The sequence below is a fragment of the Sporosarcina sp. FSL K6-5500 genome (genome assembly GCF_038005665.1).
Classification (GTDB): Bacteria; Bacillota; Bacilli; order Bacillales_A; family Planococcaceae; genus Sporosarcina; species Sporosarcina psychrophila.
Genome location: NZ_JBBOTP010000001.1, coordinates 152,179 through 176,813, shown reverse-complemented (window position 1 = coordinate 176,813; position 24,635 = coordinate 152,179). Strand labels below are relative to the sequence as shown.

At 41.3% G+C, this 24,635-nt stretch carries 23 protein-coding genes; 19 read left to right on the top strand and 4 right to left on the bottom strand.

The genetic code is table 11. The features are described from left to right. Nucleotide 1 precedes the first annotated feature (1 nt). The 16 genes from MKX62_RS00845 (at nt 2) to MKX62_RS00770 (ending at nt 16,612) form a co-directional block, all read left to right on the top strand. Nucleotides 2-1,279 (top strand): dihydroorotase, encoded by a 1,278-nt coding sequence (locus tag MKX62_RS00845; protein WP_340740437.1) that lies wholly within the window; start codon nt 2-4, stop codon nt 1,277-1,279. Continuing rightward, entirely contained in the window at nt 1,279-2,379 is a 1,101-nt protein-coding gene (locus tag MKX62_RS00840; protein ID WP_340742523.1) for a carbamoyl phosphate synthase small subunit, read from the top strand. The genes MKX62_RS00845 and MKX62_RS00840 overlap by 1 nt, the downstream gene beginning before the upstream one ends. Beyond that, nucleotides 2,372-5,569 carry a carbamoyl-phosphate synthase large subunit gene (carB, locus tag MKX62_RS00835; RefSeq protein ID WP_340740436.1) on the top strand — a complete coding sequence of 1,066 codons (3,198 nt, stop codon included), beginning with the start codon at nt 2,372-2,374 and terminating at the stop codon, nt 5,567-5,569. The genes MKX62_RS00840 and carB overlap by 8 nt, the downstream gene beginning before the upstream one ends. Then, the gene (locus MKX62_RS00830; RefSeq protein WP_340740435.1) at nt 5,566-6,342 is read left to right on the top strand and encodes a dihydroorotate dehydrogenase electron transfer subunit; all 777 of its coding nucleotides are present in this window, start codon (nt 5,566-5,568) and stop codon (nt 6,340-6,342) included. The genes carB and MKX62_RS00830 overlap by 4 nt, the downstream gene beginning before the upstream one ends. Further along, entirely contained in the window at nt 6,339-7,253 is a 915-nt protein-coding gene (locus MKX62_RS00825) for a dihydroorotate dehydrogenase (RefSeq protein ID WP_340740434.1), read from the top strand. Before MKX62_RS00830 ends, MKX62_RS00825 begins: the two co-directional genes overlap by 4 nt. After that, nucleotides 7,250-7,960, top strand: coding sequence for an orotidine-5'-phosphate decarboxylase (gene pyrF, locus MKX62_RS00820; protein ID WP_340740433.1), 711 nt, complete (start codon nt 7,250-7,252; stop codon nt 7,958-7,960). The genes MKX62_RS00825 and pyrF overlap by 4 nt, the downstream gene beginning before the upstream one ends. A 2-nt stretch (nt 7,961-7,962) precedes the next feature. Then, a complete protein-coding gene (gene pyrE, locus MKX62_RS00815) occupies nt 7,963-8,592 on the top strand; it encodes an orotate phosphoribosyltransferase (RefSeq protein WP_340740432.1) in 630 nt (209 codons plus the stop codon). Nucleotides 8,593-9,296: 704 nt separating this feature from the next. Further along, nucleotides 9,297-11,117: a BglG family transcription antiterminator gene (locus MKX62_RS00810; RefSeq protein ID WP_340740431.1), complete on the top strand. Its 1,821-nt coding sequence runs from the start codon at nt 9,297-9,299 to the stop codon at nt 11,115-11,117. A gap of 14 nt (nt 11,118-11,131) precedes the next feature. Beyond that, nucleotides 11,132-12,286, top strand: a complete 1,155-nt coding sequence (locus MKX62_RS00805; protein WP_340740430.1) for an amidohydrolase/deacetylase family metallohydrolase — start codon at nt 11,132-11,134, stop codon at nt 12,284-12,286. Beyond that, nucleotides 12,243-12,581 (top strand): PRD domain-containing protein, encoded by a 339-nt coding sequence (locus MKX62_RS00800; protein WP_340740429.1) that lies wholly within the window; start codon nt 12,243-12,245, stop codon nt 12,579-12,581. Before MKX62_RS00805 ends, MKX62_RS00800 begins: the two co-directional genes overlap by 44 nt. An 18-nt stretch (nt 12,582-12,599) precedes the next feature. Beyond that, nucleotides 12,600-12,959 (top strand): SFCGS family glycine-rich protein, encoded by a 360-nt coding sequence (locus MKX62_RS00795; RefSeq protein ID WP_067211393.1) that lies wholly within the window; start codon nt 12,600-12,602, stop codon nt 12,957-12,959. Between the two features lie 4 nt (nt 12,960-12,963). Next, a complete protein-coding gene (locus MKX62_RS00790) occupies nt 12,964-13,314 on the top strand; it encodes a DUF4312 family protein (RefSeq protein WP_082786640.1) in 351 nt (116 codons plus the stop codon). A gap of 13 nt (nt 13,315-13,327) precedes the next feature. Further along, a complete protein-coding gene (locus MKX62_RS00785; protein ID WP_067211390.1) occupies nt 13,328-14,113 on the top strand; it encodes a DUF4311 domain-containing protein in 786 nt (261 codons plus the stop codon). Nucleotides 14,114-14,137: 24 nt separating this feature from the next. Next, nucleotides 14,138-14,773 carry a DUF4310 family protein gene (locus MKX62_RS00780; RefSeq protein WP_067214019.1) on the top strand — a complete coding sequence of 212 codons (636 nt, stop codon included), beginning with the start codon at nt 14,138-14,140 and terminating at the stop codon, nt 14,771-14,773. 10 nt (nt 14,774-14,783) lie between these two features. After that, nucleotides 14,784-15,893 (top strand): DgaE family pyridoxal phosphate-dependent ammonia lyase, encoded by a 1,110-nt coding sequence (locus tag MKX62_RS00775; RefSeq protein WP_067211387.1) that lies wholly within the window; start codon nt 14,784-14,786, stop codon nt 15,891-15,893. Then, on the top strand, nt 15,893-16,612 hold the full coding sequence (locus tag MKX62_RS00770) for a KDGP aldolase (protein ID WP_340740428.1): 720 nt from the start codon (nt 15,893-15,895) through the stop codon (nt 16,610-16,612). Before MKX62_RS00775 ends, MKX62_RS00770 begins: the two co-directional genes overlap by 1 nt. Nucleotides 16,613-17,228: 616 nt before the next feature. Here MKX62_RS00770 and MKX62_RS00765 read toward each other — a convergent pair. Continuing rightward, entirely contained in the window at nt 17,229-17,906 is a 678-nt protein-coding gene (locus MKX62_RS00765) for an MOSC domain-containing protein (protein WP_340740427.1), read from the bottom strand. A 144-nt stretch (nt 17,907-18,050) separates the two neighbouring features. Next, nucleotides 18,051-18,965 (bottom strand): glycine betaine ABC transporter substrate-binding protein, encoded by a 915-nt coding sequence (locus MKX62_RS00760; RefSeq protein WP_187045430.1) that lies wholly within the window; start codon nt 18,963-18,965, stop codon nt 18,051-18,053. A gap of 609 nt (nt 18,966-19,574) precedes the next feature. Here MKX62_RS00760 and MKX62_RS00755 point away from each other — a divergent pair. Then, nucleotides 19,575-19,805 (top strand): hypothetical protein, encoded by a 231-nt coding sequence (locus MKX62_RS00755; protein WP_067211375.1) that lies wholly within the window; start codon nt 19,575-19,577, stop codon nt 19,803-19,805. Nucleotides 19,806-20,441: 636 nt separating this feature from the next. Here the strand turns inward: MKX62_RS00755 and MKX62_RS00750 are convergent. Beyond that, nucleotides 20,442-20,702, bottom strand: coding sequence for a helix-turn-helix transcriptional regulator (locus tag MKX62_RS00750; RefSeq protein ID WP_067211370.1), 261 nt, complete (start codon nt 20,700-20,702; stop codon nt 20,442-20,444). 156 nt (nt 20,703-20,858) lie between these two features. On the opposite strand from MKX62_RS00750, the gene MKX62_RS00745 reads away from it, so the two are divergent. Continuing rightward, nucleotides 20,859-21,512, top strand: coding sequence for an XRE family transcriptional regulator (locus MKX62_RS00745; protein ID WP_340740426.1), 654 nt, complete (start codon nt 20,859-20,861; stop codon nt 21,510-21,512). 656 nt (nt 21,513-22,168) lie between these two features. Here the strand turns inward: MKX62_RS00745 and MKX62_RS00740 are convergent. Beyond that, nucleotides 22,169-23,860, bottom strand: coding sequence for an Rqc2 family fibronectin-binding protein (locus MKX62_RS00740; RefSeq protein ID WP_067211365.1), 1,692 nt, complete (start codon nt 23,858-23,860; stop codon nt 22,169-22,171). 157 nt (nt 23,861-24,017) lie between these two features. Here MKX62_RS00740 and gmk point away from each other — a divergent pair, with 157 nt between their 5' ends. Beyond that, nucleotides 24,018-24,635 carry a guanylate kinase gene (gmk, locus tag MKX62_RS00735; protein ID WP_067211363.1) on the top strand — a complete coding sequence of 206 codons (618 nt, stop codon included), beginning with the start codon at nt 24,018-24,020 and terminating at the stop codon, nt 24,633-24,635.

The following is a 24,635-nucleotide window of genomic DNA, read 5'->3' as shown; positions in this document are numbered from 1 at the left end:
CATGCAGAAACTTATTCAAGGGGTTCAGATGCTAAACGGTGACGGGGAACTTGTCACAGCAGATGTAAAAGTAACGGGTGATAAAATTACGGAAATCGGTAAGCAGTTACCAGTAGAACACGCTGAAGTAATCGACGGCAAAGGACTTTTACTAGCACCCGGCTTCATAGATGTCCACGTGCATCTTCGTGAACCGGGCGGAGAGCATAAAGAGACAATCGAAAGCGGAACATTGGCAGCAGCAAAAGGCGGTTACACAACTATCTGTGCAATGCCAAATACACGGCCTGTACCGGATACAAAAGAAAATCTGACATTTGTCAATGACTTAATCGCACAGAAGTCCTTAATCCGTGTCCTTCCATACGCATCTATTACAATTCGGGAAGCCGGTAAAGAACGGACGAATCTCGCAGAACTAAAAGAACACGGAGCTTTCGCATTTACGGATGATGGTGTTGGTATACAACAGGCCGGAATGATGTACGAAGCGATGCAGGAAGCAGCTAAAATCGGTATGCCGATTGTTGCACACTGTGAAGATAATACGCTTATCTACGGTGGTGCTATGCATGAAGGCAAACGTAATAAGGAACTGGAACTTCCAGGAATTCCTTCTATAGCAGAATCGGTCCATATCGCTCGGGATATTTTATTAGCTGAAGCGGCAGGCGCTCATTATCATGTTTGCCACGTCAGCACGAAAGAGTCGGTTCGAGTAATCCGTGACGCGAAGAAAGCGGGGGTCCATGTGACTGCTGAAGTAAGTCCGCATCATCTTCTACTGTCGGAAGATGATATTCCAGGCGATGATGCCGATTGGAAAATGAATCCGCCACTTCGCGGAACAGAAGATCTCGCAGCACTACGCGAAGGATTGCTCGACGGCACACTGGATTTCATAGCAACAGATCACGCACCGCATACTGCGGAAGAGAAGGCAGTCGGTTTTGCAAAAGCACCATTCGGCATTACTGGTTTTGAAACAGCGTTCCCACTCCTTTATACGAACTTTGTTAAAAAAGGAACATGGACATTGCAGCAGCTCATCGATTGGATGACGAAAAAACCAGCGGATATATTCGGCTTACCATACGGTAAAATTGAAGTTGGAGGCACTGCGGATTTAGTATTACTTGATTTGAACAAAGAAGCAAAAATAGATCGCACAACATTTGTATCTAAAGGTAAGAACACACCATTTGACGGTTTGACATGCACAGGATGGCCAGTTAAAACGATTTTCGGTGGAAAAGTAGTTTGGGAGGATGGACAATGATGAAAAAAAGAATGCTTATTTTAGAAGACGGCACAATTTTTGAAGGAATCGCTTTTGGTTCCGACGAGGGTTCAATCGGTGAAACAGTATTCACAACTGGGATGACGGGCTATCAGGAAACCATTTCCAATCCTTCGGGAGCTGGACAAATCATTGTGATGACCTACCCGCTTATCGGTAACTATGGCATTAACCGAGACGATTACGAATCAATTGAACCAGCAGCAAGCGGCTTAGTCGTTCGTGAACTAGCGGACGAGCCATCGAACTTCCGAAGCGGCATGACGCTTTGCGAACTGTTGACGATGAAGGGCATTCCTGGAATTCAAGGAATCGATACACGTAAACTAACACGGTTGCTACGCGACAAAGGGGCACTAAAAGGGATTTTGACTGCTGCAGGAGAAGAAGTAAACGTGCAAGAAACGGTTGCGCATGTCGCTTCTTACGTCTTACCGACAGATCTTGTTGCACGCGTTTCGACACAAAAACCTTATCCAAGTCCAGGTCGCGGAGAGCGAATCATCCTTATCGACTATGGTATGAAACATGGTATTTTACGTGAATTAAATGAGAGAGATTGTGATGTTATCGTCGTTCCATATAATACAACAACGAAAGAAATTCTTTCTTTATCACCAGATGGCATTGTGTTGTCAAATGGACCGGGCAATCCGATGGATGTTGAAGGTACAGTTGAAGTGATTAAAGAGTTGCTAGGAAAAGCCCCAATGTTCGGGATAGGGCTTGGCCATCAGCTGTTTGCCCTTGCTTGTGGAGCACGCACAGTGAAATTGAAAAATAGTCATATGGGTGGCAATCATCCCGTAAAAGATTTGGCTACAGGTAGGACGGAATTAACTTCACAATGCCATGGCTACTCAGTAGATGAAGAATCACTTGCAGGTACAAATCTTGAAGTGACACACAAAGCACTTAATGACGGCTCAGTTGAAGGTGTGAAAAGCACGAAATACGAAGCTTTTTCTGTACAGTTTCATCCGGAAGCATCACCAGGACCAGAAGATTCGAAACATCTGTTTGACCGATTCATGGATATAATGAAAACAAGCAGCCGAGAGGGGAATTTCAATGCCTAAACGTACAGATATTGAAACTATATTAGTTATCGGGTCAGGCCCGATTGTCATTGGCCAGGCGGCAGAGTTCGACTATGCCGGAACACAAGCGTGTCTTTCGTTGAGAGAAGAAGGCTATCGCGTCATTCTCATTAACTCCAACCCAGCAACCATTATGACGGATACGGAAATTGCAGACAAAGTATACATTGAACCACTTACACTCGAGTTTATTAGCCGCATTATACGAAAAGAGCGCCCGGATGCACTCCTTCCTACACTGGGTGGTCAAACGGGTCTGAACATGGCGATTGAACTGCACGAATCAGGTATTTTGGATGAACTTGGCGTCGAAATTCTTGGAACAAAGCTCAATGCAATTCACCAAGCGGAAGACCGTGACCTATTTCGCACGCTGATGAATGAACTAGGTGAACCTGTTCCAGATAGCGATATTATCCACAACCTTGAAGAGGCCTATACACTTGTCGAAAGAATTGGTTACCCAGTTATCGTTCGTCCTGCATTTACAATGGGTGGAACTGGCGGAGGAATTTGCTATAACGATAAAGACCTTGATGAAATCGTCACAGGTGGCTTGAAATACAGCCCCGTCACGCAATGTCTGTTAGAAAAGTCGATTGCTGGCTACAAGGAAATTGAATATGAAGTGATACGAGATTCGGCGGACAACGCAATTATAGTTTGTAATATGGAAAACGTTGATGCTGTTGGAATCCATACGGGTGATTCAATAGTCGCTGCCCCATGTCAAACGATGACAGACCGAGAAAATCAGATGCTGAGGAATGTGTCATTGAAAATTGTTCGTGCACTGAAAATCGAAGGCGGATGTAATGTCCAACTTGCGCTCGATCCATACAGCTTTAACTATTACATCATTGAAGTGAATCCACGTGTGAGCCGGTCGTCTGCACTTGCATCGAAAGCGACGGGATATCCAATTGCAAAAATCGCTGCAAAAATAGCGGTCGGACTCACGCTCGATGAAATGATGAACCCGGTCACTGGTACAACATATGCTTGTTTCGAACCGACACTCGATTACATCGTGACGAAAATCCCGCGCTGGCCATTTGATAAATTCGAATCTGCTAAACGGAACTTGGGTACACAAATGAAAGCGACAGGCGAAGTAATGGCAATCGGTCGTACATTTGAAGAGTCCATTTTGAAAGCAGTTCGCTCACTTGAAACAGGACAATTTGGCTTATCGTTGAAAAATGGTTCGACAATGACAGACGAATGGATTGAAAAACGTATCCGTCGTGCAGGCGATGAGCGTTTGTTCTTCATAGGCGAAGCATTCCGTAGAGGCGCGACAGTTGAGACGATTCATGAATGGAGTCAAATCGATGCCTTTTTCTTACGCAAGTTCCAGAAAATCGTTCAGTTTGAACTAGTCTTAAAAGCGAATCCGTTTGACTATGAAACGTTACGCACTGCAAAACGTATGGGCTTCTCTGACGTAACAGTTGCAGAACTATGGAGTACAGATGAGCGTGTGATTTACGATTGGCGAAAAGAGCATGGCCTTATTCCAGTCTATAAAAAGGTGGATACATGTGCAGGCGAATTTGAATCGGATACACCGTACTTTTACGGCACGTATGAAGATGAAAATGAATCCATTAAAACAGAGAAGAAAAGTGTTATCGTTCTAGGTTCTGGCCCGATTCGTATCGGACAGGGCGTCGAGTTCGACTATGCGACGGTCCACTCTGTATGGGCAATTCAAGAAGCTGGTTACGAAGCGATCATCATCAACAACAACCCTGAAACGGTGTCAACAGACTTCTCGATTTCGGACAAATTATACTTTGAACCGCTGACAATCGAAGATGTTATGCACATTGTTGACCTAGAACAGCCTGAAGGCGTTATCGTTCAATTCGGTGGACAAACAGCCATCAACCTAGCGGCTGGCCTCGAAGCGCGCGGCGTGAAAATTTTAGGAACATCTCTAGAAGATATTGACCGTGCGGAAAACCGTAATAAGTTTGAAAGTGCATTGCGTGAAATCGGAATTCCTCAGCCTTTAGGAAAAACAGCTGTTTCAGTACCAGAAGCTGTCGCGATTGCCAATGAAATCGGTTATCCTGTACTCGTTAGACCTTCTTATGTACTTGGTGGACGTGCGATGGAAATTGTCTACCATGAAGAAGAACTTCTTTATTACATGGAGCACGCAGTTGAAGCAAGCCCAGATCATCCTATACTTGTCGATCGCTACCTGACAGGAACTGAAATCGAAGTCGATGGCATATGCGATGGAGAAAATGTATTGATCCCAGGCATTATGGAACATATTGAACGTGCAGGCGTTCACTCGGGTGACTCGATTGCCGTGTTCCCTCCACAAAATTTATCGGCTTCTCAGATGGAAACAATCGCTGATTATACGACACGCCTTGCAAAAGGACTTGGAATTGTAGGTCTTCTCAATATCCAGTTCGTCATTTCAGAAGGGCAAGTCTACGTCATCGAAGTAAATCCACGATCAAGTCGTACGGTACCATTCTTAAGTAAAATCACGAACATTCCGATGGCAAACATAGCGACAAAAGCCATTCTAGGTCAATCAATTATCGAACAAGGGTATAAAAATGGACTTGCTCAGGCTCCATCAGGCGTCTACGTTAAAGTACCAGTCTTCTCATTTGCGAAATTGCGTCGAGTAGATATAACGCTTGGACCTGAAATGAAATCGACAGGAGAAGTAATGGGGAAAGATACTACGCTCGAAAAAGCATTGTATAAAGGCCTTGTTGCAGCGGGTATGGAAATAAAAGAATACGGTTCTGTGATAATGACTGTTTCTGACAAAGATAAAGATGAGATGGTCAGCATCGCTAAACGCTTTACAGCTATTGGTTACCGCATTTTAGCGACTGGAGGCACGGCTTCTGTTCTAGAGGACGCAGGTATCCGCGTGAAGACAATCGGTAAAATTGGTTCTGAAGGGCCAACGCTTCTGGATGTTATTCAAAAAGGGGAAGCACAAATTGTTATCAATACACTGACAAAAGGAAAACAACCTGAACGTGACGGCTTTAGAATCCGCCGCGAATCAGTTGAAAATGGCATTCCTTGCTTCACTTCCCTTGATACGGCAGATGCAATGCTACGCGTTATCGAATCAATGACATTCCAAACTGAGGAAATGGGGAAAGCGGAGGAAACTATATGATCATACAAGATCGAATGACGGTTACTTCACAAGGGCAAATTGCCCAAAATATTTTTGAAATGAAGTTAAACGGTAAGTTGGTCGGGGAAATTACTTCCCCAGGCCAGTTTGTCCATATTCGTGTGTCAGACTCGTTTGAACCACTATTAAGACGTCCAATTTCAATCGCTTCGATTGATCAAGAGGCTGGCGAAATGACCATTATTTATCGCGCGGAAGGTCGGGGGACTACCATCCTTTCACAGAAACGTGCTGGCGATGAAGTTGATGTACTTGGTCCGCTAGGGAATGGTTTTCCTGTTGAAGAAACGGCAACTGGAGAAACGGCCATTTTAATTGGCGGAGGAATCGGTGTACCACCATTGTATGAGCTGTCGAAGCAATTGACGGCGAAGGGCGTGAAATGCACGCATGTCTTAGGATTCCAATCAAAGGATGTCGTGTTTTACGAAGAAGAGTTCAGTAAACTCGGTGAAACACATATCGTAACTGTTGACGGCTCGCGGGGAACGGCAGGTTTCGTGACTACTGTCATGGCGGAACTTGGCAATGACTTTGCAGCGTATTACAGCTGCGGTCCAATGCCTATGCTTGAAGCGATTGAAAAAATGTACGCAGGGAAAAAAGGCTTTCTGTCATTCGAACAACGGATGGGCTGCGGTATTGGCGCTTGTTTCGCATGTGTTTGTCAAACAACGGAAGGATCGGAAAAAGCCTATATTAAAGTATGCTCAGATGGTCCAGTATTCCCAGCAGGGGTGGTGGCAATATGAATAGACTATCGATTGAATTACCAGGTTTATCATTAAAAAACCCAATTATGCCTGCGTCCGGTTGTTTCGGATTTGGTAAAGAATATGGCCAACTGTATGATTTGTCACTGCTTGGCGCAATTATGATCAAAGCCACAACACTTGAAACGAGGCTCGGCAATCCGACACCGCGTGTTGCAGAAACGGCATCCGGTATGCTAAATGCAATTGGCCTGCAAAATCCGGGTCTAAAAGGCGTATTGGAAGGCGAGTTGCCTTGGCTTGAACAGTTTGATGTGCCAATCATTGCAAACGTTGCCGGTACTGAAACAGCTGACTACGTGGAAGTGGCGAGAGTCGTATCTCAAGCGCCAAATGTCAAGGCGCTTGAGCTAAATATTTCCTGTCCGAATGTCAAAGCGGGGGGCATTACTTTTGGAACAGATCCTGAAATCGCCAAAGAGCTGACGAGAGCGGTAAAAGAAGTGTCTTCAGTTCCGGTATATGTCAAACTATCTCCAAATGTCACTGACATCGTGGCAATTGCACAGGCGGTTGAAGCAGGCGGAGCAGATGGCATAACGATGATCAACACACTGATTGGTATGCGTCTTGATCAGAAAACCGGCCGACCCGTTATTGCGAACGGCACAGGCGGTTTGTCTGGTCCGGCTGTTAAACCAGTTGCGATTCGGATGGTCTATGAAGTAAGTAAAGCGGTCAATATTCCGATTATTGGAATGGGTGGGGTGACAGAAACGGCTGACATTATCGACTTTATGTCTGCAGGTGCAAGTGCTGTCGCGGTAGGAACAGCGAACTTCGTCAATCCATTTATTTGTCCGCAAATCATTGAACAATTGCCAGCTAAGTTGGACGAGCTTGGCATTCATCATATTTCTGAACTGATAGGGAGGAGTCACCGTCTATGAAAACATCCCCGATTATAGCACTCGATTTTGATTCGGCTGAAAAGACATTCGACTTCCTGCGTGCTTTTGATGGAGACGTCAATGTCAAAGTGGGCATGCAACTTTATTATAAAGCAGGGCCCGCGATTGTGGCTCGGTTAAAAGAACAAGGTTATGATGTATTCCTAGATTTGAAATTGCATGATATTCCAAACACAGTGAAATCTGCGATGGAAGTGCTTGCGGGATTCGGTGTTGACCTTGTGAATGTTCATGCAGCTGGAGGAAAGACAATGATGGAGGCGGCTCTTGAAGGATTGGATAAAGGGACACCCACCGGATTATCACGGCCGTCACTCATCGGTGTTACACAACTGACGTCTACAGACGACCGTCAAGTTCGTGAAGAGCAGTTGATCGGTGTTGGACTACAAGAATCTGTCCTTCATTATGCTAAGCTGACGAAAGAAGCAGGTCTTGATGGTGTTGTTTGTTCTGTCCATGAAGCGACTGCGATTGCAGATATTTGCGGAAAACCCTTCTTCAAAGTGACACCTGGTATACGCCTTGCAGATGGCGGAGCACATGATCAGAAACGGATTGCAACACCTGAAGAAGCGCGTCTAGCAGGATCGACACATATCGTAGTCGGACGAGCAATTACGGGGACACCGGATCCGCGAGCAGCCTACGAACACATTCAAGCACGTTGGAAGGGGACGGAATAACAATGGTGAAAAAAGAAGTTGCTGAAATCCTGTTACATGTTGGTGCAGTTGAATTAAGTCCTGAAGAACCGTTTACATGGGCATCAGGCATTGAGTCCCCTATCTACTGCGATAACCGATTGACGATGTCAAATCCGGTTGGACGGAAAAAGATCGCGGAAGGCCTAGCAGGATTGATTCGTGAAAATTATCCTGAAACAACGGTCATAGCTGGTACGGCTACAGCTGGAATCCCTCACGCGGCTTGGGTTGCGGACATTCTTGGATTACCGATGGTGTATATCCGTTCGAAAGCGAAAGAACATGGCCGAAGCCGTCAAATCGAGGGGAAAATACTTGATACTGATAAAGCGGTTATTATCGAAGATTTAATCTCAACGGGCGGTAGTAGCTTAAATGCGGCAGAAGCACTGCGTTCTGAAGGAATTGACGTGACTGGTATTGTTTCTATCTTTACATATGAACTGCAAAGTGCAGATGAAACATTCGCATCTGCAGGACTGACTTACAAAAGCCTGACTGATTTTGGTGCACTTGCTGAAGTCGCGCAAGAAAAAGGGGCCATCAATGAAGAGTCGATGGCTAGTTTACTTGAGTGGCACGGGAAATTGAAGGCTGGTTTGTTGAAATAAAGTACAAAAGGGCAAGCGTCTGTTATAAATGAATGCTGCCTAAATGCGGCACTTCCTGTGACAACAAGGAGGGGTGAAGTACAATCCCTCCCCATTGCAAGACCCATATCCTGTCGACCCCGAGCCTCTAGGCACTGGCGTTTGGATGTGAAATCTCTATGTTGCAGTTTACTCACAATGCATGATTAAATAGTTTCCTAAGCCAACAAAAAAGTTATTCCACGGTGAAATCCATGTGGAATAGCTTTTTTTAATTATCGTACCCATTAACATTTAACGCGATTAGAACAGCTTGTCGCGAATAGCGCAAACTACAGAAATCATTTATATTTGTTACGGATGAGGAGATTTTGACGTTTAGCAGCTAGTATTGTGTAGGTTGGAGGTGCATGACTTACTAAGGCTCCAAAATCCTTCCCTATTTAGGTGGAAAGGATTTTGTCTTTAACTGAATTGATAAAAAGTTTAAAGTTGGGTTAGTAAAGAATTATTGATTCAAGACCCTCTCCGGAGTCGGATCAAACGAAATTATTTTGTGTCTGGTTAGAGAGCTATAAAGTCTTGCACTGTGGAAACCCTTTAAAAGAAGCGATTCCTCGTCTAGACTTCAGCGCTTTTGTTTCATTGTCGGTTTCTGTATTAGAAAAACCTAAATGCTCCGGAGATACAGAAGAAACCCGAACAACTATAGGGTGGTGTTGGGATTGCTTAACATAAGAGCGTTTCGGTTATTGGTGAAGCTTCTAGAAACTAGTGGTTCTGTCTATCTAAAGGATTTGTCAGAAGAATTTAATGTGAGTACACGAATGATTAAATATGACCTAGAAGATGTGAAAGGTTGGCTCAATACCCGGGAGATAGAGTTATTTTCACAGTCAAATAAAGGGATTTGGATTGATTGTAGTGAGGAAAAACGATTGGCCATCATCCATACCCTGCCGGAAATTGAGCGAAATGATGTCTATCTGAATCAGGAGGCTAGAGTAGGGAAAATGATTTTATATATGCTGGTGAACACTGACTACAAAACTGCATCTACTTTTTCCGAGCGGCTTGATGTAAGTAGAAATACATCTTTGAATGATATTAAACAAATAGATGAATTGCTTCAACCTTGGAAAATAGAATTAGAAAGAAAGCACGGAACGGGTTATAAATTAATAGGAGACGAACTATCGCTAAGGTTGCTGTTTGAGCATTTGATCCATGCTGATTTGACAAATAATGAAATCTATAAAATTATGAGTGGTGTAACCTGTCGAGATTTATTAATTGAAGGACCTATGCTATTTGCCGACATACTTCCTTTGTATAAAGTCGTTGAGAAGCAGATGGCTCGGTTATTTGCTTCTCAACCTAAACACGTACTTCATGAATCAGATGTACTAAGGATTTTGTTTAGAATGACAATCTCGATTACTCGAATGAACGCTGGATTTACGATGAAAGACTATCGGATTATAAAGAAAGCTGATTATCCTAATTTAACGGTTCAGCTAATGGAGAAGGTGTATGAACAAATGCAGTATCCTTTGTTTGAAGAGGAATACCGCTATATTACAGGAGATAGGGATAACGCGCTCAATCAAATCGACATCGTCAAGGTCACAAAAGAAATAATCCAATATGTCAGTGATATACAAGGGATTCATTATCATAAGGATCCAAAACTATATAATAATCTTTTTGCTCACCTTTCTCTACGTTTTCAAAAAGGGGAAATCAATTTCACAGAAATTAATCCATTCACCAAAGAATTAAAGAAAAACTATTCAGTTCTATTCTCAACTATCAGAAAAGCGTGCCAAATATACCTTGCGCCTCTAAAAATTTCAGTGCCGGATTCGTTTGTATCGTTAATCGTGCTCCATTTCATTGTCTCTTTTGAAAAGAAGTTTAATCAAAAAGGTAAAATTCGTACTTTATATGTATGTTCTACTGGAAGAGGCGTGGCGCGTCTTATTAAAAATCGAGTCGAAAGAGAAATTTATGATATTGAAATCGTTAAAAATTGTTCGATTATGGAAGTGGATGAAATTTGCATCCAGCAAAAAGTCGATTTGATTATTAGTGTCTTTCCAATTGAAACTGATCTTCCATTAGTAATTGTGGATCCGCTGCCAAGTAAAAGGGATATCGAAACCATCAAACGTAAGGTGCAGGAGTTACTGCGTTATAAAAACTTTCAATTTAATAACTTGTTGGAAAGTACCGAGGAAACAATCGGTAGTCAAGATACTGAATTCATCAGTCAAGAAATAATCTTAAAGGGTTTTGAGATTAATCAAGAAATCCAGTTAGCTTTTACCGATGAAATAGGAGCTACCAAGAAGCAGGCACTCATGCTGCATATTTTTTTAATGGTTCATCGCTTTTATTTCGATAAACAATACGACAATTATTCAAGTTCTAGCAATCATTCTTATGACAAAGAGGATATTCAAAAGATCAAAGAAATTTTAGATGTGCATGATTTGCAAACACACAAAGCTGAAATCATTGCAATCCTGCATTATTTAAAATAGCTGGGGGTGTTTTTGTGCCAGAAGAAATCATCATAAAAAATGGTTATCTCATTGATCCGCAACAAGACACGATCGAAATAAAGGAAATTGCAGTACGAAATGGATTACTCGTTGCGCCACAAGATAGTAGTTCTGAAAATGTAACATATATCAATGCAGAAGGATGCTATGTTTCACCAGGCTTCATTGATATGCATGTTCATATTTTTACTGGACACACCGAACTTGGGATCGATGCTGATTTAGTGGGCATTGAGCAAGGCGTTACAACAGTAGTCGATGCAGGTAGTGCCGGATATTCAGATTATGCGGCTTTTAAGGAGAAGGTGGTTGAACCTAGTCAAACGAAGGTTCTTTCATTCCTTAATATTGCGAGAAAAGGCTTAACTAGCGGTCTTGCTGAACTTGCAAATATGGAGGATTTAATGAGTATAGAAGAAGCAGAAGAAATTTTTAAAAAGGAACCAAGCATTGTTGGATTGAAGGCAAGAATGAGTGGGAGTGTTGTTAAAAATAGTGGAATTAAACCTCTTCAACATGCGCGTATGCTAGCGGACCGTTTAAGTGTTCCAATCATGGTCCACATTGGGAACCCACCTCCCCATTTACAAGACATTTTCCCTCTCTTAAGTAAAGGAGACATCGTGACACATGCATTTCATGGAAAAAAACATGGGATTATGAATGCAGAAGGTGAACTAATTCCAGAAGCGTTGGATGCTTTAAAGAGGGGCGTATTATTCGATGTCGGACATGGTACCTCTAGCTTTAGCTATGAAACTATGATGAAATTCAGAGAGCAATATGACGATTCGTTTACGACCAGTACCGATATATATATTAAAAACTATCAAAGCCCCGTTTGTAGCTTGATGACTACGATGACCAAGCTATTGGAACTTGGAATCCCCTTAATTGAGGTAGTGAAGTCGGTCACGTTGGGAGCAGCAAATGCACTTGGGGCAAGTGATATAGGTACGCTAGCACTAGGAACCAAAGCCGATATTACGATTTTCAAGATTATTGAACAACGAATGATTTTAATAGATTCAGAGGGAGTAGAACTAGAAGCAAAGCAAATACTTAAACCATATATGGTGTTGAGAAATGGGAAGGTAGTGTACCATGATGAATCAACAAATTCCAAAAGAGCGCGAGATAATCAGTAAAAGCGGGAATTCAGAATTATGTATAGAAGTATTAACTTATTCAAAAAAAGTTTTAACGACTAAAAAAATTATTATGACAGAAACTCAGTGGCTTTCATTTGTTTCACACATTTCCGGTATGGTTTATCGCTCAATAAATATGGAAGCGATTCCAGCGCTTGAAAAAGAAATATTTAATGAGGTTACACAAGATTCCATTGGAATGGCAAGTGACATTTGCAAACAACTTAGCAATTTGCATGATGATGAAAAGTATCTTTTATCAATCCACTTTGAATCTGCAAAATTAAATTGAAAATAGGGGGAATAAGTTATGAGTGAAATTATTGTTGTGATTGGCGATCGTTTAGGAAAAGGGCAAAATGTAGGAAAAGGCGTGGAGGCTGCAGGGGGCAAGGCAATCGTTATTAGTGGAATGGCTGCCGATATGAAACTGGGCGATATGATGAATGAAGTGAAGGCGGATATGGGTATCTCTTTTTGTGGTAGTGGGGGAGCAGGGGCTATTACGGCGCAGTCAAAATATGGATATTCAGCACGCTATGGCATGCGTTCCGTTGAAGAAGGACTAACAGCATTAAGAGAGGGAAAGACAGTTCTTGGTTTTGGCTTTAATGATTCGGAAGAATTGGGAAGAAGACTTACAGAAGAATTCATAAAACTAAGGAGCTGATTTCATGAAAAAAATTATTGAAACAAAGGTCCGTATTGAGGGCAAAGGGGATTCGAAAGAAAGGGCACTGAATACGGCACTAGGGAATATTCAGAAAAAAGTAATGAAAGACTATAAGGGAAATATGATTATTCGGATTGAGCCTGTAAATGTTGATGTAGTAGAAGCGATGGAAACGTCGTATATTGAGCGCTTTTTATTCGTTTTTGCACCACGCAAAAGAAGTAAATACAGGGTTGTGCTAGATGTAGATGTGGAATTATTCCTGTTGGATGTAGAAGAAATTCGATTTGAAACAGTTGAACAAGGAAACAGTTTGAAGGGTCAAATCATGGGTAATAATTTCTTGAAATAAAGGGGGATAAACTATGGAATTACTTACGATTATTTTTAAGTCTATCATCATTGGAGGATTTGTAGGTTTCGGCGTAGGCGCCGGTGCGGCTCGGATGTTTCACGCTCCCAAATCACAAGGAATGGGCGCATTTCGAACGTTGGGAGAGTTAAATGCTTGTGCAGGGGACGCAGCATCACACTTTTCATTCGGTTTAGGATTCTTCTTTAATGCATGGGCATCTTCTGTAGGCGCTGGTGCATTCACGCAAGACGTCGACCACCGGATTATTCCAAACTGGGCGGCAGCTGTGTTAATGAGAAAAGGAAAACGTCCAGAAGATACACTGCATAATCCAAAGAAAATGGCAATTGCGGGAGCAATTATCGGGGTACTTGTTGTAACATTCTTGAATTCGACGGCCTCTGCAATTCCAGAGTCATTGCAAGCAATTGCGTTAAAAGTATTGGTTCCAGCAGCAAATTTGCTCATCAATCCTGTCATGCCGGTTATCTTCTGGTTGGCAGCTTTGGATTCTGGTAAGCGATCGGGAATCTGGGGAACGATTTTCGGCGGAGCTGCACATATGGTCATGGGAAATGCCGTGCCTGGTGTCGTGCTGGGAATTTTAATCGGAAAAGGCGTAGATGACGGTGGTTGGAATAAAGTTACAAAGACACTTATGGTTTCTGTAATTTTATTGTTTATATTTAGTGGGTTTTTCCGTGGATTCGATATTCAGTTCCTTCAAGGATTTAATCTTGAAGCTCCTGAATGGTTAATCAATCTACACAAACTAATTGGATATGAGGTGAAGTAAGTGGGGGATAACAATGAAATTAATATGAAAAGTTTTTGGTATGCCGATTGGTCATTTCCGATTTTTGTAGCCCTATTGTCATCCGGAGTATTTGCGGGCACCCATATGTACTACGTTTATAAAATTGGGGCGTTTAATGATGTTGCGATTGTTGCGATGCTTGAAGTAGGAATGCAAGGTGGTGGCTATGGTGTAGCGGCAGCATTTGGGGCAAGTTTTCTATTTGCACGCATTTTGGAGGGTTCGCTTGTTGGGATTTTAGATATAGGTGGTGCAATTCAAACGGGACTTGGAATTGGTGTACCTGCATTACTTCTGGCTTCCGGAATTACCGCACCAATTGAAAATTTTGGGTTAGCTTTGCTTACTGGCGCTATTTTAGGGCTTGCAATCGGGTATGTTGTCATTATGGTTCGTAAACTTACAGTAGGGCAATCTAACTCCACTTTTGGAGCAGATGTCATGATGGGAGCGGGGAATGCTTCAGGAAGATTCTTAGGACCATTGATTATCATTTCCGCTGCATCTGCATCTATTCCAATTGGTGTTGGTGCCGTTGTTGGAGCAGCAATTTTTTACGCGGGAAAGAAGCCTATTGTAGGCGGAGCAATTTTAGGAGCAATGCTTTTAGGGGCATTTTTCCCAATACCATTAGACTGAGGTGAACAAGATGAGTGTTTTTAAGCGATTAGGATTAAAACAAGTTATTAATGCAAGCGGAAAAATGACAGCTCTTGGTGCATCAGCCGTAAGTGAGGAAGTTGCGCAAACACTTAAAGAAGCCTCTCAAGATTATGTAGACATTGATGAAATCATGGAGCTTACAGGGACTGTTATTGCTGAAGTAACAGGTGCTGAGGATGGCTGTCCAACGAGCGGTGCAGCGGCTGGGATTGCGATTAGTACTGCAGCCGTTATCGCGGGTAAAAATCTGACACATATTGAAAGACTACCAAATTCAGATGGGTTGAAAAACCAAGTCATCGTTCAAAAAGGACAGCAAATTCATTTTGGGGCCAGCATTGCACAAATGATCAGTTTGGGTGGCGGGCAGGTGGTTGAAGTCGGTCAAGCAAACAAAGTGGAAGCACAGCATATTGAGGAAGCAATCAATGAAAATACTGCTGCACTGATGTACATTAAATCTCATCATGCTATTCAAAAAGGGATGCAACCAATTGAAACTATGATAGAAATTGCGAAGAAGCATCACATTCCATTTATTATCGATGCTGCAGCTGAAGAGGATTTCAAACTATATATTGCGATGGGTGCAGACATCGTGATATATAGTGGTGGTAAAGCATTGGAAGGGCCAACATCAGGATTCATTTGTGGGAGAAAAGAATTAATGGAAGCATGCCGGAAGCAATATAAAGGAATTGGTCGTCCGATGAAAATTGGAAAAGAAGGAATGGCCGGTTTGATCGTAGCACTTAAGCAATATGCCGATAAAGCTACAGATGTAGAGGGGCAGCTTAGTAGAATGAAGAAACTCTGTAATGATTTAAATGGTGTTTCTGGATTGACATGCTCAGTCAAACAGGATGAAGCAGGCAGGGATATTTACCGTGCAACTATTGAAGTGGATAGTAAAGAAGCGGGCATGGATGCAGAGGATTTGCTACACGCACTCGAGTCAGGAAATCCGGCTATTTTTTTACGCCATCATTATGTGAACATCGGAATATTATCTGTCGATCCAAGACCCTTGCTTAAAGGGCAAGAAGATATCATAGTAAAAACAATCAAACTAGTTCTAGCTCAAGGAGTGGAATAATGTCATTTAAACATCAAGTCGTTTTTAACGTGCTAGCCAATGATTTGAATAATGCACTGGAGCTTGTGGAAATTGCGGGTGATCGCGTATTAGTAGGAGTCATGGTCAAGAACTTCCCGACAGAAGAGGCTGCTATCGAGTTAGTAAAAGAATTCAAGGATAATAATATCCGTGTTTCAGTGGGATTAGGTGCGGGTGATCCTAATATGTGGAGAAAAGTTGCGAATGTATCTGTGGCAACTTTACCAAATCATATTAACCAAGTATTCCCGGCATCGGGTTATACGCTTGGAAGAATGGAACAAACTACAGAAAATGTTCCCGTGATCAACTCTTTGGTCGAACCAACTGGCATGCCTGGTCAAGTGTATATTTCCACGGGTCCAGCTAGTTCGGCATACCGAGAGAAGGTATCATGTGAACTTGTGGCAGCTATGATTGCTGAGCTCGGGATTCCTTCTATCAAATTATATCCAATCGAAGGTGAAAAGGGTCTTGAGGAATTAGCAGAGATGACGAGGGCAGCAGTAAAAGCAGGCATCAAAATCATTGAACCAACAGGTGGTATTACGTTAGACAACGTCCATGTAATCGTACAAACATGTCTGGACAATGGTGCAGAAACCGTCATTCCGCATTTATACACATCTATAATCGATAAAGAAACTGGCGATACCAAACCTTCTGCGATGAAGCAATTGATTGAGATGACTTGGTGACAATGCCGGCATCAATCCGAGTCTCTCTACTAGACTGGTCGAGAACACTGAAGAAGCAATCAGAAAATTATTTGATTGACATGGAGAATTGAGAGTTGGATTAATGAAATGAAAAACAGCTATTCCACGTTGGTGAAATCCAAGTGGAATAGCTGTTTTGCTAGTAACCTATATAAGAATATGCAAAAAATTTTAGACTATATATATTGAATTAAAGAATCCCACTAAATTTACTGTGGCGCTCAATAAGGAGAGAGTATTAATTCGAGGGGTGGATTGTAGAACGCTTAGCGCTTTGGGGATGCCTTACAGCTTCGGCGACCCCTTTTCCGCGCCTGCGCTAAGTTGTTCATTATCGAGAGAAATGTGATTTTGAGATGTATATGCCGAGATTATAATGTGATTACTTTTTGATACTAATTCTATTCAAGAAAGACACACTCTAGGTTGCAGATTTTATCGTAGATAATGAAAAGCTCTTTCTCACATTGACAATCTAGCGCGGGAGGCATCCACAAAGCGTCGAAGCGGTATTAGTGGGAATCCTAATTTATTCCAATGACAAGGGCTTTTTCAGTGGCCTTTCAAAAGCCCTTGTAAAGCGCATACGCCGTATTCATTTATTCAACATATATGGATTTGTTAATTGCTCCAATCGTTTGGTCAATCGCTCACGCCAATCGTGTGCCAATTCTTGAACGTCCAACACTTTTTTGATGCCTTCAATATCCTTTGGATGATGAAAATAAATCTGGTTCGCAAAAAGGATGGACACTTGTTTTGGATGAGATTCTACTAATGTAATTGTCGAATCTTTTCGTACAGAGCTTTCTTCTAAAACACGACATAAATAACCTGTGAACCCGGTTTCCACCATTCTTTTAAGAAGGGGAGGCATATCGGTTCTCTTTGTAATCGTGCTACATGGAATTCTGCCTTGCGTTATTTGAATAACAGCATCTCCGAGACGGAAAATGTCACCAATATGAACGTTTTGCTCCAACATATTGGTGACTGTTATATTCTCCCCGAAAGCCGAACTTGGTAGGGGCTTGTTAAACTCCTGTTCCCAGAGCGAATAATGCTCATGCGGATAGACACAAACTGCGCGGTCAAGCCCCCCATGATGTCGAAGGTCTGCTACACCATCTCCTCTAAAGCCATCTTTTGTTAAAAAGACCTCCTCAATCGTTTCTTTGCAGATGCCAGTATCCATTTCTTTATCAGTACCATATTTCATTTTTTTCGGTAATCCGATTGATAAGTTTTTTAATTCAGCACTAAAAGTTGTCATTTAGGTATATACCTACTTTCTACAAGGAGTGAAAACAAGTTTAATTGCCCATCTATTCTACAATCAAACCACAGCAAAAATCAGTTGTCAAAACATTTTATGAAAACAGCCCATCGCTAAAAGCAATGGGCTGTTTTTCTGGAATTATTTCTTTAAATCATCAATGGAATTGATATCTTCCATATAGGTTGGTACAGCTAGTCCCTGTTTGACGTTCACCATATTAATACCAACATCTTCGAATTTACCATCAAATTTATCCAAATAGGTTTTGTGGGTGATAGGTAACCAAGCAGCGAATGTTGCATCTGCACTTCCATCAGCGATAGCTGAGAACATTGGACCTGGTTCTACCATCGATAATTCGACTTTATAACCCTTATCTTCAAGAACAAGTTTCATCATATTATGACTTGCGATTTCACTATCCCAGGGCGCATAGACGAGCTTGAGGGTATCTCCATCCACGTTAGCCACGCCATCTGTCCACTCTGCTACTTTGTCTTGATTGTCGTCAATCCATGTTTGGGCTGCTTCTTCAGGCTTTACCCCATCTTCAATCGCGACCATAATTTCGCTCATATCCTCTATGTCCCAGTTGAAGCGTTGGAAAATCGTGTAAGCTTCAGGGAAGTCATCTTTCATTCCCATTCGAGTAATTGAATGAATTTCTTCAGAATCACCATAGACTAGTTTAGGATCCTCTAAATATTTTAAGTCGAATTTTAGAAACATCCAGTGCGGACTCCAAGCTGTTATGATAATTGGTTCTTCTTTATCATAAGCTCTTTTCAAAGCAGCTGTCATCGCGGCACCAGAGCCCGAAGTGAGATTCCAATCTGTCAGATCATATTCTTTAAGTGCTCTCGCCGTTAATTCCATATGTCCTGAACCGGGATCAATCCCTGTAATTGTGTGGTCAACAGAGTCACCGGCCGTTGTTTTTGTTCCTGATGTTTGCTCATCGTCGTTTTTTGCATCATCACTGTTGCATGCTGCAAGTCCGAATGCCAAAAGTGCAGCTGTTCCAAATCCAGTTATCTTTTTTAAAAGTGTCATGTTCTTAGTTCCTCCTCAATTTTTCCGATTATCCGGATTAAAAATGAATAGGGCATAAATAAGCACAATGGATATATGTATGAATAGCCAGAAGTGGGGGGCGTTACGCCCTCATTAAAGAAGAATGACAGAGAAAGCAATTCTTTATAAAAGCATAGGATAAAGAATTCGCTAGTATATGGGGAATTTTACTAGAGTCTGATGATGTTTGCTTCATTCAATTTAATTACTGTCATATAAGCCCGCATTTCATGTCCGATAAATCTATAACTCCTCTCATATCAGGCAGTTTATACTGCTTTGTAATAGGTCTATTTATAGTAAGTGATAACCCTCCCCGAAAAATAGAAATATGTATAGACCGCAGATAAACGTAAGTGCTGACCTTCCCTAATGATCTGGATTGTTTATCATCAGCCATTTAGTACCCAAATTAAGTGTAACATAGTTTTGTGTACACTTTTTTGAAGATTGCCTTTCTGAGGTTGAAGAATAGGTGCGAAAGGAAATGGATAGGCTGAGTTTTTAGAATGAAAGGAGAATATTAACGGAAGAATGATGTGGCCATTAGAGAACTAGAGCGCTTACGCATTTCAGGAGGTTTATGGCATGAAAGAATTCAAAATAACTTACTTTTTTGATGAAGAGCATTATATCAGAAGGTTTATTTATATGGAGTCCCAAGAAAGAGCAGAAGAACTAATCCAAAGCGAGCGAGATCGCTACATTTCGTTCCGGGATAGCAGAGGGATTTACCACGAGTTGAATACCCGCGATGTTCGAGTGATTCAACTGTCTGATTACAACCGAATCGATAAAAGTAAAAAAGCACCAGAGTAAATTGGTATGTTTTTCTTACAGGTGCTTCGTGTAAGAAAATGGTTAATCAATAGTCGTGCCGAAAAGTAGTCGTCTATAATATAAAAGATGCTATTCCGTGATGGATGTCACCATCGTGGAATAGCATCTTTTACATAGGTCTATAACTAAGACATCATCTGGATTAATTAAAAGCATTGTTCTATTTTGATAGCAAGTCTTGGCAATTCAAGACTTACTTATACGTATATTATTTGCGTTTATATCTTTCGCAAGTAGGACAATATTAATTAAGGATTTAGTACGTTGGTTGAATTCTCGTCTATGAATTTTCTTTTCTTTATGTAATTTTTCTAATACATAATAAATAGAGGAGACATTTTTCAGAATAGAATCTTCTAATTTATCTTCATTTAATAACGTCTGGAAATCCTTTAAAGTCGTTTGAAACGACTTTGATTGGTCGGACGAAATTTTTGAAATGACTAACTCAATGTCAAGTGTAGAATCTAAATTGGTCATCCTATCAGAACAACACCTCTCTGAAATGTGTAACGATTTTTGTATTCAATGAAAACTAGTATAAAGTAACTTCTTTTACAGTTATCTTTGAACATAGGACAATGGAATATGTTACAGTTGGTAATATAATTTGCTTTACTTTCTATTCGTTCTTTCAGGATTACTTAAAGTTATATCTTTACCGAAATAAATATACTTCGAGGGCATTTGAAATACTTCTTCTAGCTTCAACATATGATTAAACGAGATGGCAGAAGAATCTTTTTCCCACTCTTCGTATGTAGTTAGGCTGACTCCTATTCTTTCGGCGAGATCAATAGAATTCATCCCATATTTCAATCGTAAAGAATGAAGTGTTTGGATGAGGTAAAATGGCACTCCATTTTCAGATATCACATAATTCACCCCTTATTCACATAATTATATATTACTAAAAGTGATATAACAAGAGAACTTGCATGGGGATAGTTACCACATGCTTTTTTTGTATTAAAACAGATTACTTCCGAAATGATGTACAATCAGTATGAGAAGTAAATGGAGGTTCTATTCATGACCAATCTGGTACAAGGCTTATTTTCCAGACGTTTGAAGCGATTGAGGGAAAGAAATAAAATAACGATGGTGGAACTTGCCGAAGCGATTGGGATGAGCCAAGCAACAATCTCAGAATGGGAAAAGGGAAATAAATTTCCAAGGGCTGGAGCTTTACAACAATTGGCGCATTACTTTGATGTCCCAATGGAATATTTCTTTAAAGAAAACGCTTATCCTATTGCAGAGACGGTAAATATTCGGTGCTTACCAAGCATTTCGGCAGGTGTTCTCTCACTTACAGATGGTATCGAATGTGATGAGATTGAATTTATAAAGCTACCTGTCAGTTTCTTAGGGGAGCACTCGAAAGACGAAGATCTAATAGCATTTAAAGTAAATGGAGAAAGTATGAATTTGTTATTTCCTGATGGGTCTCCCATCGTTGCTTTACAAATTGGACGAGATAAACTGGAAAATGGTGATATAGCCGTTTACTGTTTTGGGAATGAATATGCCGTCAGGCGCTATAGAAGAATTGAACAGCAACAAGTGATTGTATTGAGTCCGGAATCAACAAATAAAAGCTTTCATGATTGTATAGTCCCTTTCAAAGCGGAGAGTGGCTTAGAGATAATTGCTAAAATAATTTGGTATGGTGTATCCGTTTAGTGTGGATGCAATTTTTTAAAAGAATACTAGAAAAGTGCTAGAGACTAGAAAATACATAATGTTGAAAAACGTATACTTACTTAATTTGGGTATAATAAAAAGTTGAAATAACTTTCTTGAAACAAAAAAATGCTATTCCACAATTATGATATCCATGTGGAATAGCATTTTATATTAGAGGGGCATCTACCTGGATAAAAGCCGCCAAAGATACAATTTTGGCGGCTGAAACATTCTTTAGGGTTTCTCTTTTTACTAGTAAAGAAGTGCCGCTTTCTATAAGGTATCACATGATTATATGCATACTCTTTGCTAAAGGTAAGCAAGGAATGCATTGTACATAGTACAAGAGTGCCCGAGATTGCATCTTCGGGCACTTACAATTTCTATAGAAAGTCATCTATTCATTTCATTTAAACCTAACTGCATTTTTCACTTGAACATTGTAGGGACGCGACAGGCAACTATTCCCAATAGGATTACCGAAAAAAGTGTGGCTAGAAGTGACGGATTGTCGTGATTAGTTCGCCGAAATCGAACCGAAAATGATCCAGTGAAAACGGGTTTTCCAAAGCCTTACTCACCCATATTTCATGTGAATAAATGGTTAATCAACAGAAGTCTGCTGGATTTTAAGCAAGAGGTGCCGTTAGAAGTTATTTTCGTAGTTTCATAACAATATCCTCATCTGGCGTAACTAATATAGTCCTTTGTTCAAAATAAATAACAAATCCAGGCTTAGATCCGTTCGGCTTTTTCACATGCCTGACTTCTGTGTAGTCAACAGGTACTGCTGATGATCCGCGGGCTTTGCTGAAATAAGCAGAAAGGATAGCCGCTTCACGAATTGTCTCTTCGTCTGGATCCGCCTCGTGTATGACAACGTGTGATCCAGGGATATCCTTAGTATGGAGCCAAGTTTGTTCCCGGGATGCAATTTTAAATGTTAAATAGTCATTTTGCTTATTGTTCTTGCCCACTGAAATTTTCACACCAGTAGATGATACATATGTTTCAGGTACTGGTTTTTTTGGTTTCAGTTTCTTTTTCGACTTGCGGGCCTTCAGAAAACCTAGTTCCGCCAACTCTTCACGTATTTCTGCGATGTCTATAGGGGATGCTTGTAACACTTGCTGTTTAATCATTTCAAAGTAGGCGATATCTTCTGCCGTTTTTTCAAGCTGTTCAGCAATCATGATAAGTGCCGTTTTCGCTTTGGAATACCTAGAATAAAACCGTTGCGCGTTATCAATTGGTGATTTTCTAGGATCAAGCGGTATGGTTACAGTTGTCCCTTCCTCGTAATAGTTGGCGACAATTGCTTCCGTTGCACCTTTTTCAATGGCATAACTATTGGCAGTAAGTAATTCTCCATAAAGTTGGAATGTATCTAGCTTTCCAGCGGCTTCTCTTTCTTTTACGAGTTTCTTCACTTTCAAATTCAGTTTAGCAACTTCATTGTCGAGCCAACGCTCTAAGTCCGCGGCTTGTGACTTCACACGTTCTCTTTCAGCACGAGCGAAATACACTTTATCCAGCAAATCACCCAGCGTCTTGTATTCCGCAATCGTCTTATCGGAATGTGTTAGCGCTGTCGCTGAAAATACGGTTTTTGTACCAATTTCCGAAATATTTGGTGTGCTAGCTATTCCTTTGAATGATCCAAGGAGTGATGTGAAAACGATGAATTTATTCGCTTCTGGAGCATTTTTTAAGCGGTATAATAATTCCTCCGCATTAACTGGTGAAAAGCCTGAAAATCGTTGGACGACTTCACGGGCACTTTCTAACTCTGGTAGCAACCCGTTAAATTGTTCTTCAGTTACCGCAAATGGATCTGTTTTATCCTGCGGAGGAGCTGGTATGAAAGGTTGACCCGGTAATATTGTTCGGTAACTATTTACCGATGGTGGCAAGTGTTTCATACTATCAACGATGATGTCGCGGTCGGGATCTACAAGCAGCAAGTTACTGTGCCTGCCCATGATTTCGACATACAATCGTCTGTTAATATCATCACCAATTTCATTTTTCGCCTTCACGTCAATCGTGATAATCCTATCCGTCCCGAATTGGCCGATGGAAGTAATCGACCCACCTTCTAAGTGTTTACGAAGAACCATGCAAAACATAGGCGGTTCAGAAGGATTTGTAATCGCTTCTTCTGTCAACTGAATACGTGAATACGCCGAGTGAATTGAAATAAGTAGTTTTTGATTTTTACCGTCTGCACGGATTAGAAATACGACTTCTTGTGCGTTCGGCTGATGGATTTTGGAGATACGTCCATTTTTCAAGACTTGTAGCTCCTGCACCATAGCCGTTGTGAATAAACCATCAAATGCCATTAGGATTCCTCTTTCAAATCGTTTTTCCCTATTTTAGCACTACAACAAGCATATATGGTATAATATGAACAGATTGTTTCGATCGATAACGATCGGAGCCGGCATGATTGTGCTGAAGCTCCACTGTAAAATTAGATTAGATAAGAAGAGGGATTGCATGTACAAACAACGTGGGCTTCTAATTGTTCTATCTGGACCTTCGGGTGTGGGCAAAGGGACGGTTCGAAAAGAGCTTTTTACACAACCTGATACGAATTATGAATACTCGATTTCAATGACGACGAGAAGTCCACGCGAAGGTGAAGTGGATGGCTCCGATTATTTTTTCAAATCGCGGGCTGAATTCGAACAGTTGGTTGAAGAAGATAGACTTCTTGAATATGCTGAATACGTAGGCAATTATTACGGTACTCCGCTTGATTATGTTAATGCAACGCTTGACGCTGGGAGAGACGTATTCCTCGAAATCGAGGTTGTCGGAGCGGCACAAGTGCGTGCCAAAGTTCCAGACGGATTATTCATTTTCCTTGCACCGCCAAGTTTATCTGAACTCGAAGACAGACTTGTAGGAAGAGGTACTGAAGAAGCGGATGTCATTGCAACACGTATTTTGAAAGCGCGTGAAGAACTTGAAATGATGAACTTGTACGATTATGTCGTAGAAAACGACGAAGTGACAAACGCTTGCGATCGCATCAATGCCATTGTCACTGCCGAACATTGCCGCAGAGAACGTGTAGAAAAAATCTATCTAGGTATGCTGAAAGGGGAATAA

Coding starts and splice junctions, on each gene's coding strand:
- MKX62_RS00780 (WP_067214019.1), top strand. CDS start 14,138: ATGAAAAGTTTTTGGTATGCCGATTGGTCATTTCCGATTTTTGTAGCC.
- MKX62_RS00825 (WP_340740434.1), top strand. CDS start 6,339: ATGAATAGACTATCGATTGAATTACCAGGTTTATCATTAAAAAACCCA.
- MKX62_RS00740 (WP_067211365.1), bottom strand. CDS start 23,860: ATGGCATTTGATGGTTTATTCACAACGGCTATGGTGCAGGAGCTACAA.
- MKX62_RS00790 (WP_082786640.1), top strand. CDS start 12,964: ATGAAAAAAATTATTGAAACAAAGGTCCGTATTGAGGGCAAAGGGGAT.
- gmk (WP_067211363.1), top strand. CDS start 24,018: ATGTACAAACAACGTGGGCTTCTAATTGTTCTATCTGGACCTTCGGGT.
- MKX62_RS00770 (WP_340740428.1), top strand. CDS start 15,893: ATGTCATTTAAACATCAAGTCGTTTTTAACGTGCTAGCCAATGATTTG.
- MKX62_RS00830 (WP_340740435.1), top strand. CDS start 5,566: ATGATCATACAAGATCGAATGACGGTTACTTCACAAGGGCAAATTGCC.
- MKX62_RS00765 (WP_340740427.1), bottom strand. CDS start 17,906: ATGACAACTTTTAGTGCTGAATTAAAAAACTTATCAATCGGATTACCG.
- MKX62_RS00745 (WP_340740426.1), top strand. CDS start 20,859: ATGACCAATCTGGTACAAGGCTTATTTTCCAGACGTTTGAAGCGATTG.
- MKX62_RS00775 (WP_067211387.1), top strand. CDS start 14,784: ATGAGTGTTTTTAAGCGATTAGGATTAAAACAAGTTATTAATGCAAGC.
- MKX62_RS00760 (WP_187045430.1), bottom strand. CDS start 18,965: ATGACACTTTTAAAAAAGATAACTGGATTTGGAACAGCTGCACTTTTG.
- MKX62_RS00840 (WP_340742523.1), top strand. CDS start 1,279: ATGAAAAAAAGAATGCTTATTTTAGAAGACGGCACAATTTTTGAAGGA.
- pyrF (WP_340740433.1), top strand. CDS start 7,250: ATGAAAACATCCCCGATTATAGCACTCGATTTTGATTCGGCTGAAAAG.
- MKX62_RS00755 (WP_067211375.1), top strand. CDS start 19,575: ATGAAAGAATTCAAAATAACTTACTTTTTTGATGAAGAGCATTATATC.
- MKX62_RS00845 (WP_340740437.1), top strand. CDS start 2: ATGCAGAAACTTATTCAAGGGGTTCAGATGCTAAACGGTGACGGGGAA.
- MKX62_RS00785 (WP_067211390.1), top strand. CDS start 13,328: ATGGAATTACTTACGATTATTTTTAAGTCTATCATCATTGGAGGATTT.
- MKX62_RS00795 (WP_067211393.1), top strand. CDS start 12,600: ATGAGTGAAATTATTGTTGTGATTGGCGATCGTTTAGGAAAAGGGCAA.
- pyrE (WP_340740432.1), top strand. CDS start 7,963: ATGGTGAAAAAAGAAGTTGCTGAAATCCTGTTACATGTTGGTGCAGTT.
- MKX62_RS00800 (WP_340740429.1), top strand. CDS start 12,243: ATGATGAATCAACAAATTCCAAAAGAGCGCGAGATAATCAGTAAAAGC.
- carB (WP_340740436.1), top strand. CDS start 2,372: ATGCCTAAACGTACAGATATTGAAACTATATTAGTTATCGGGTCAGGC.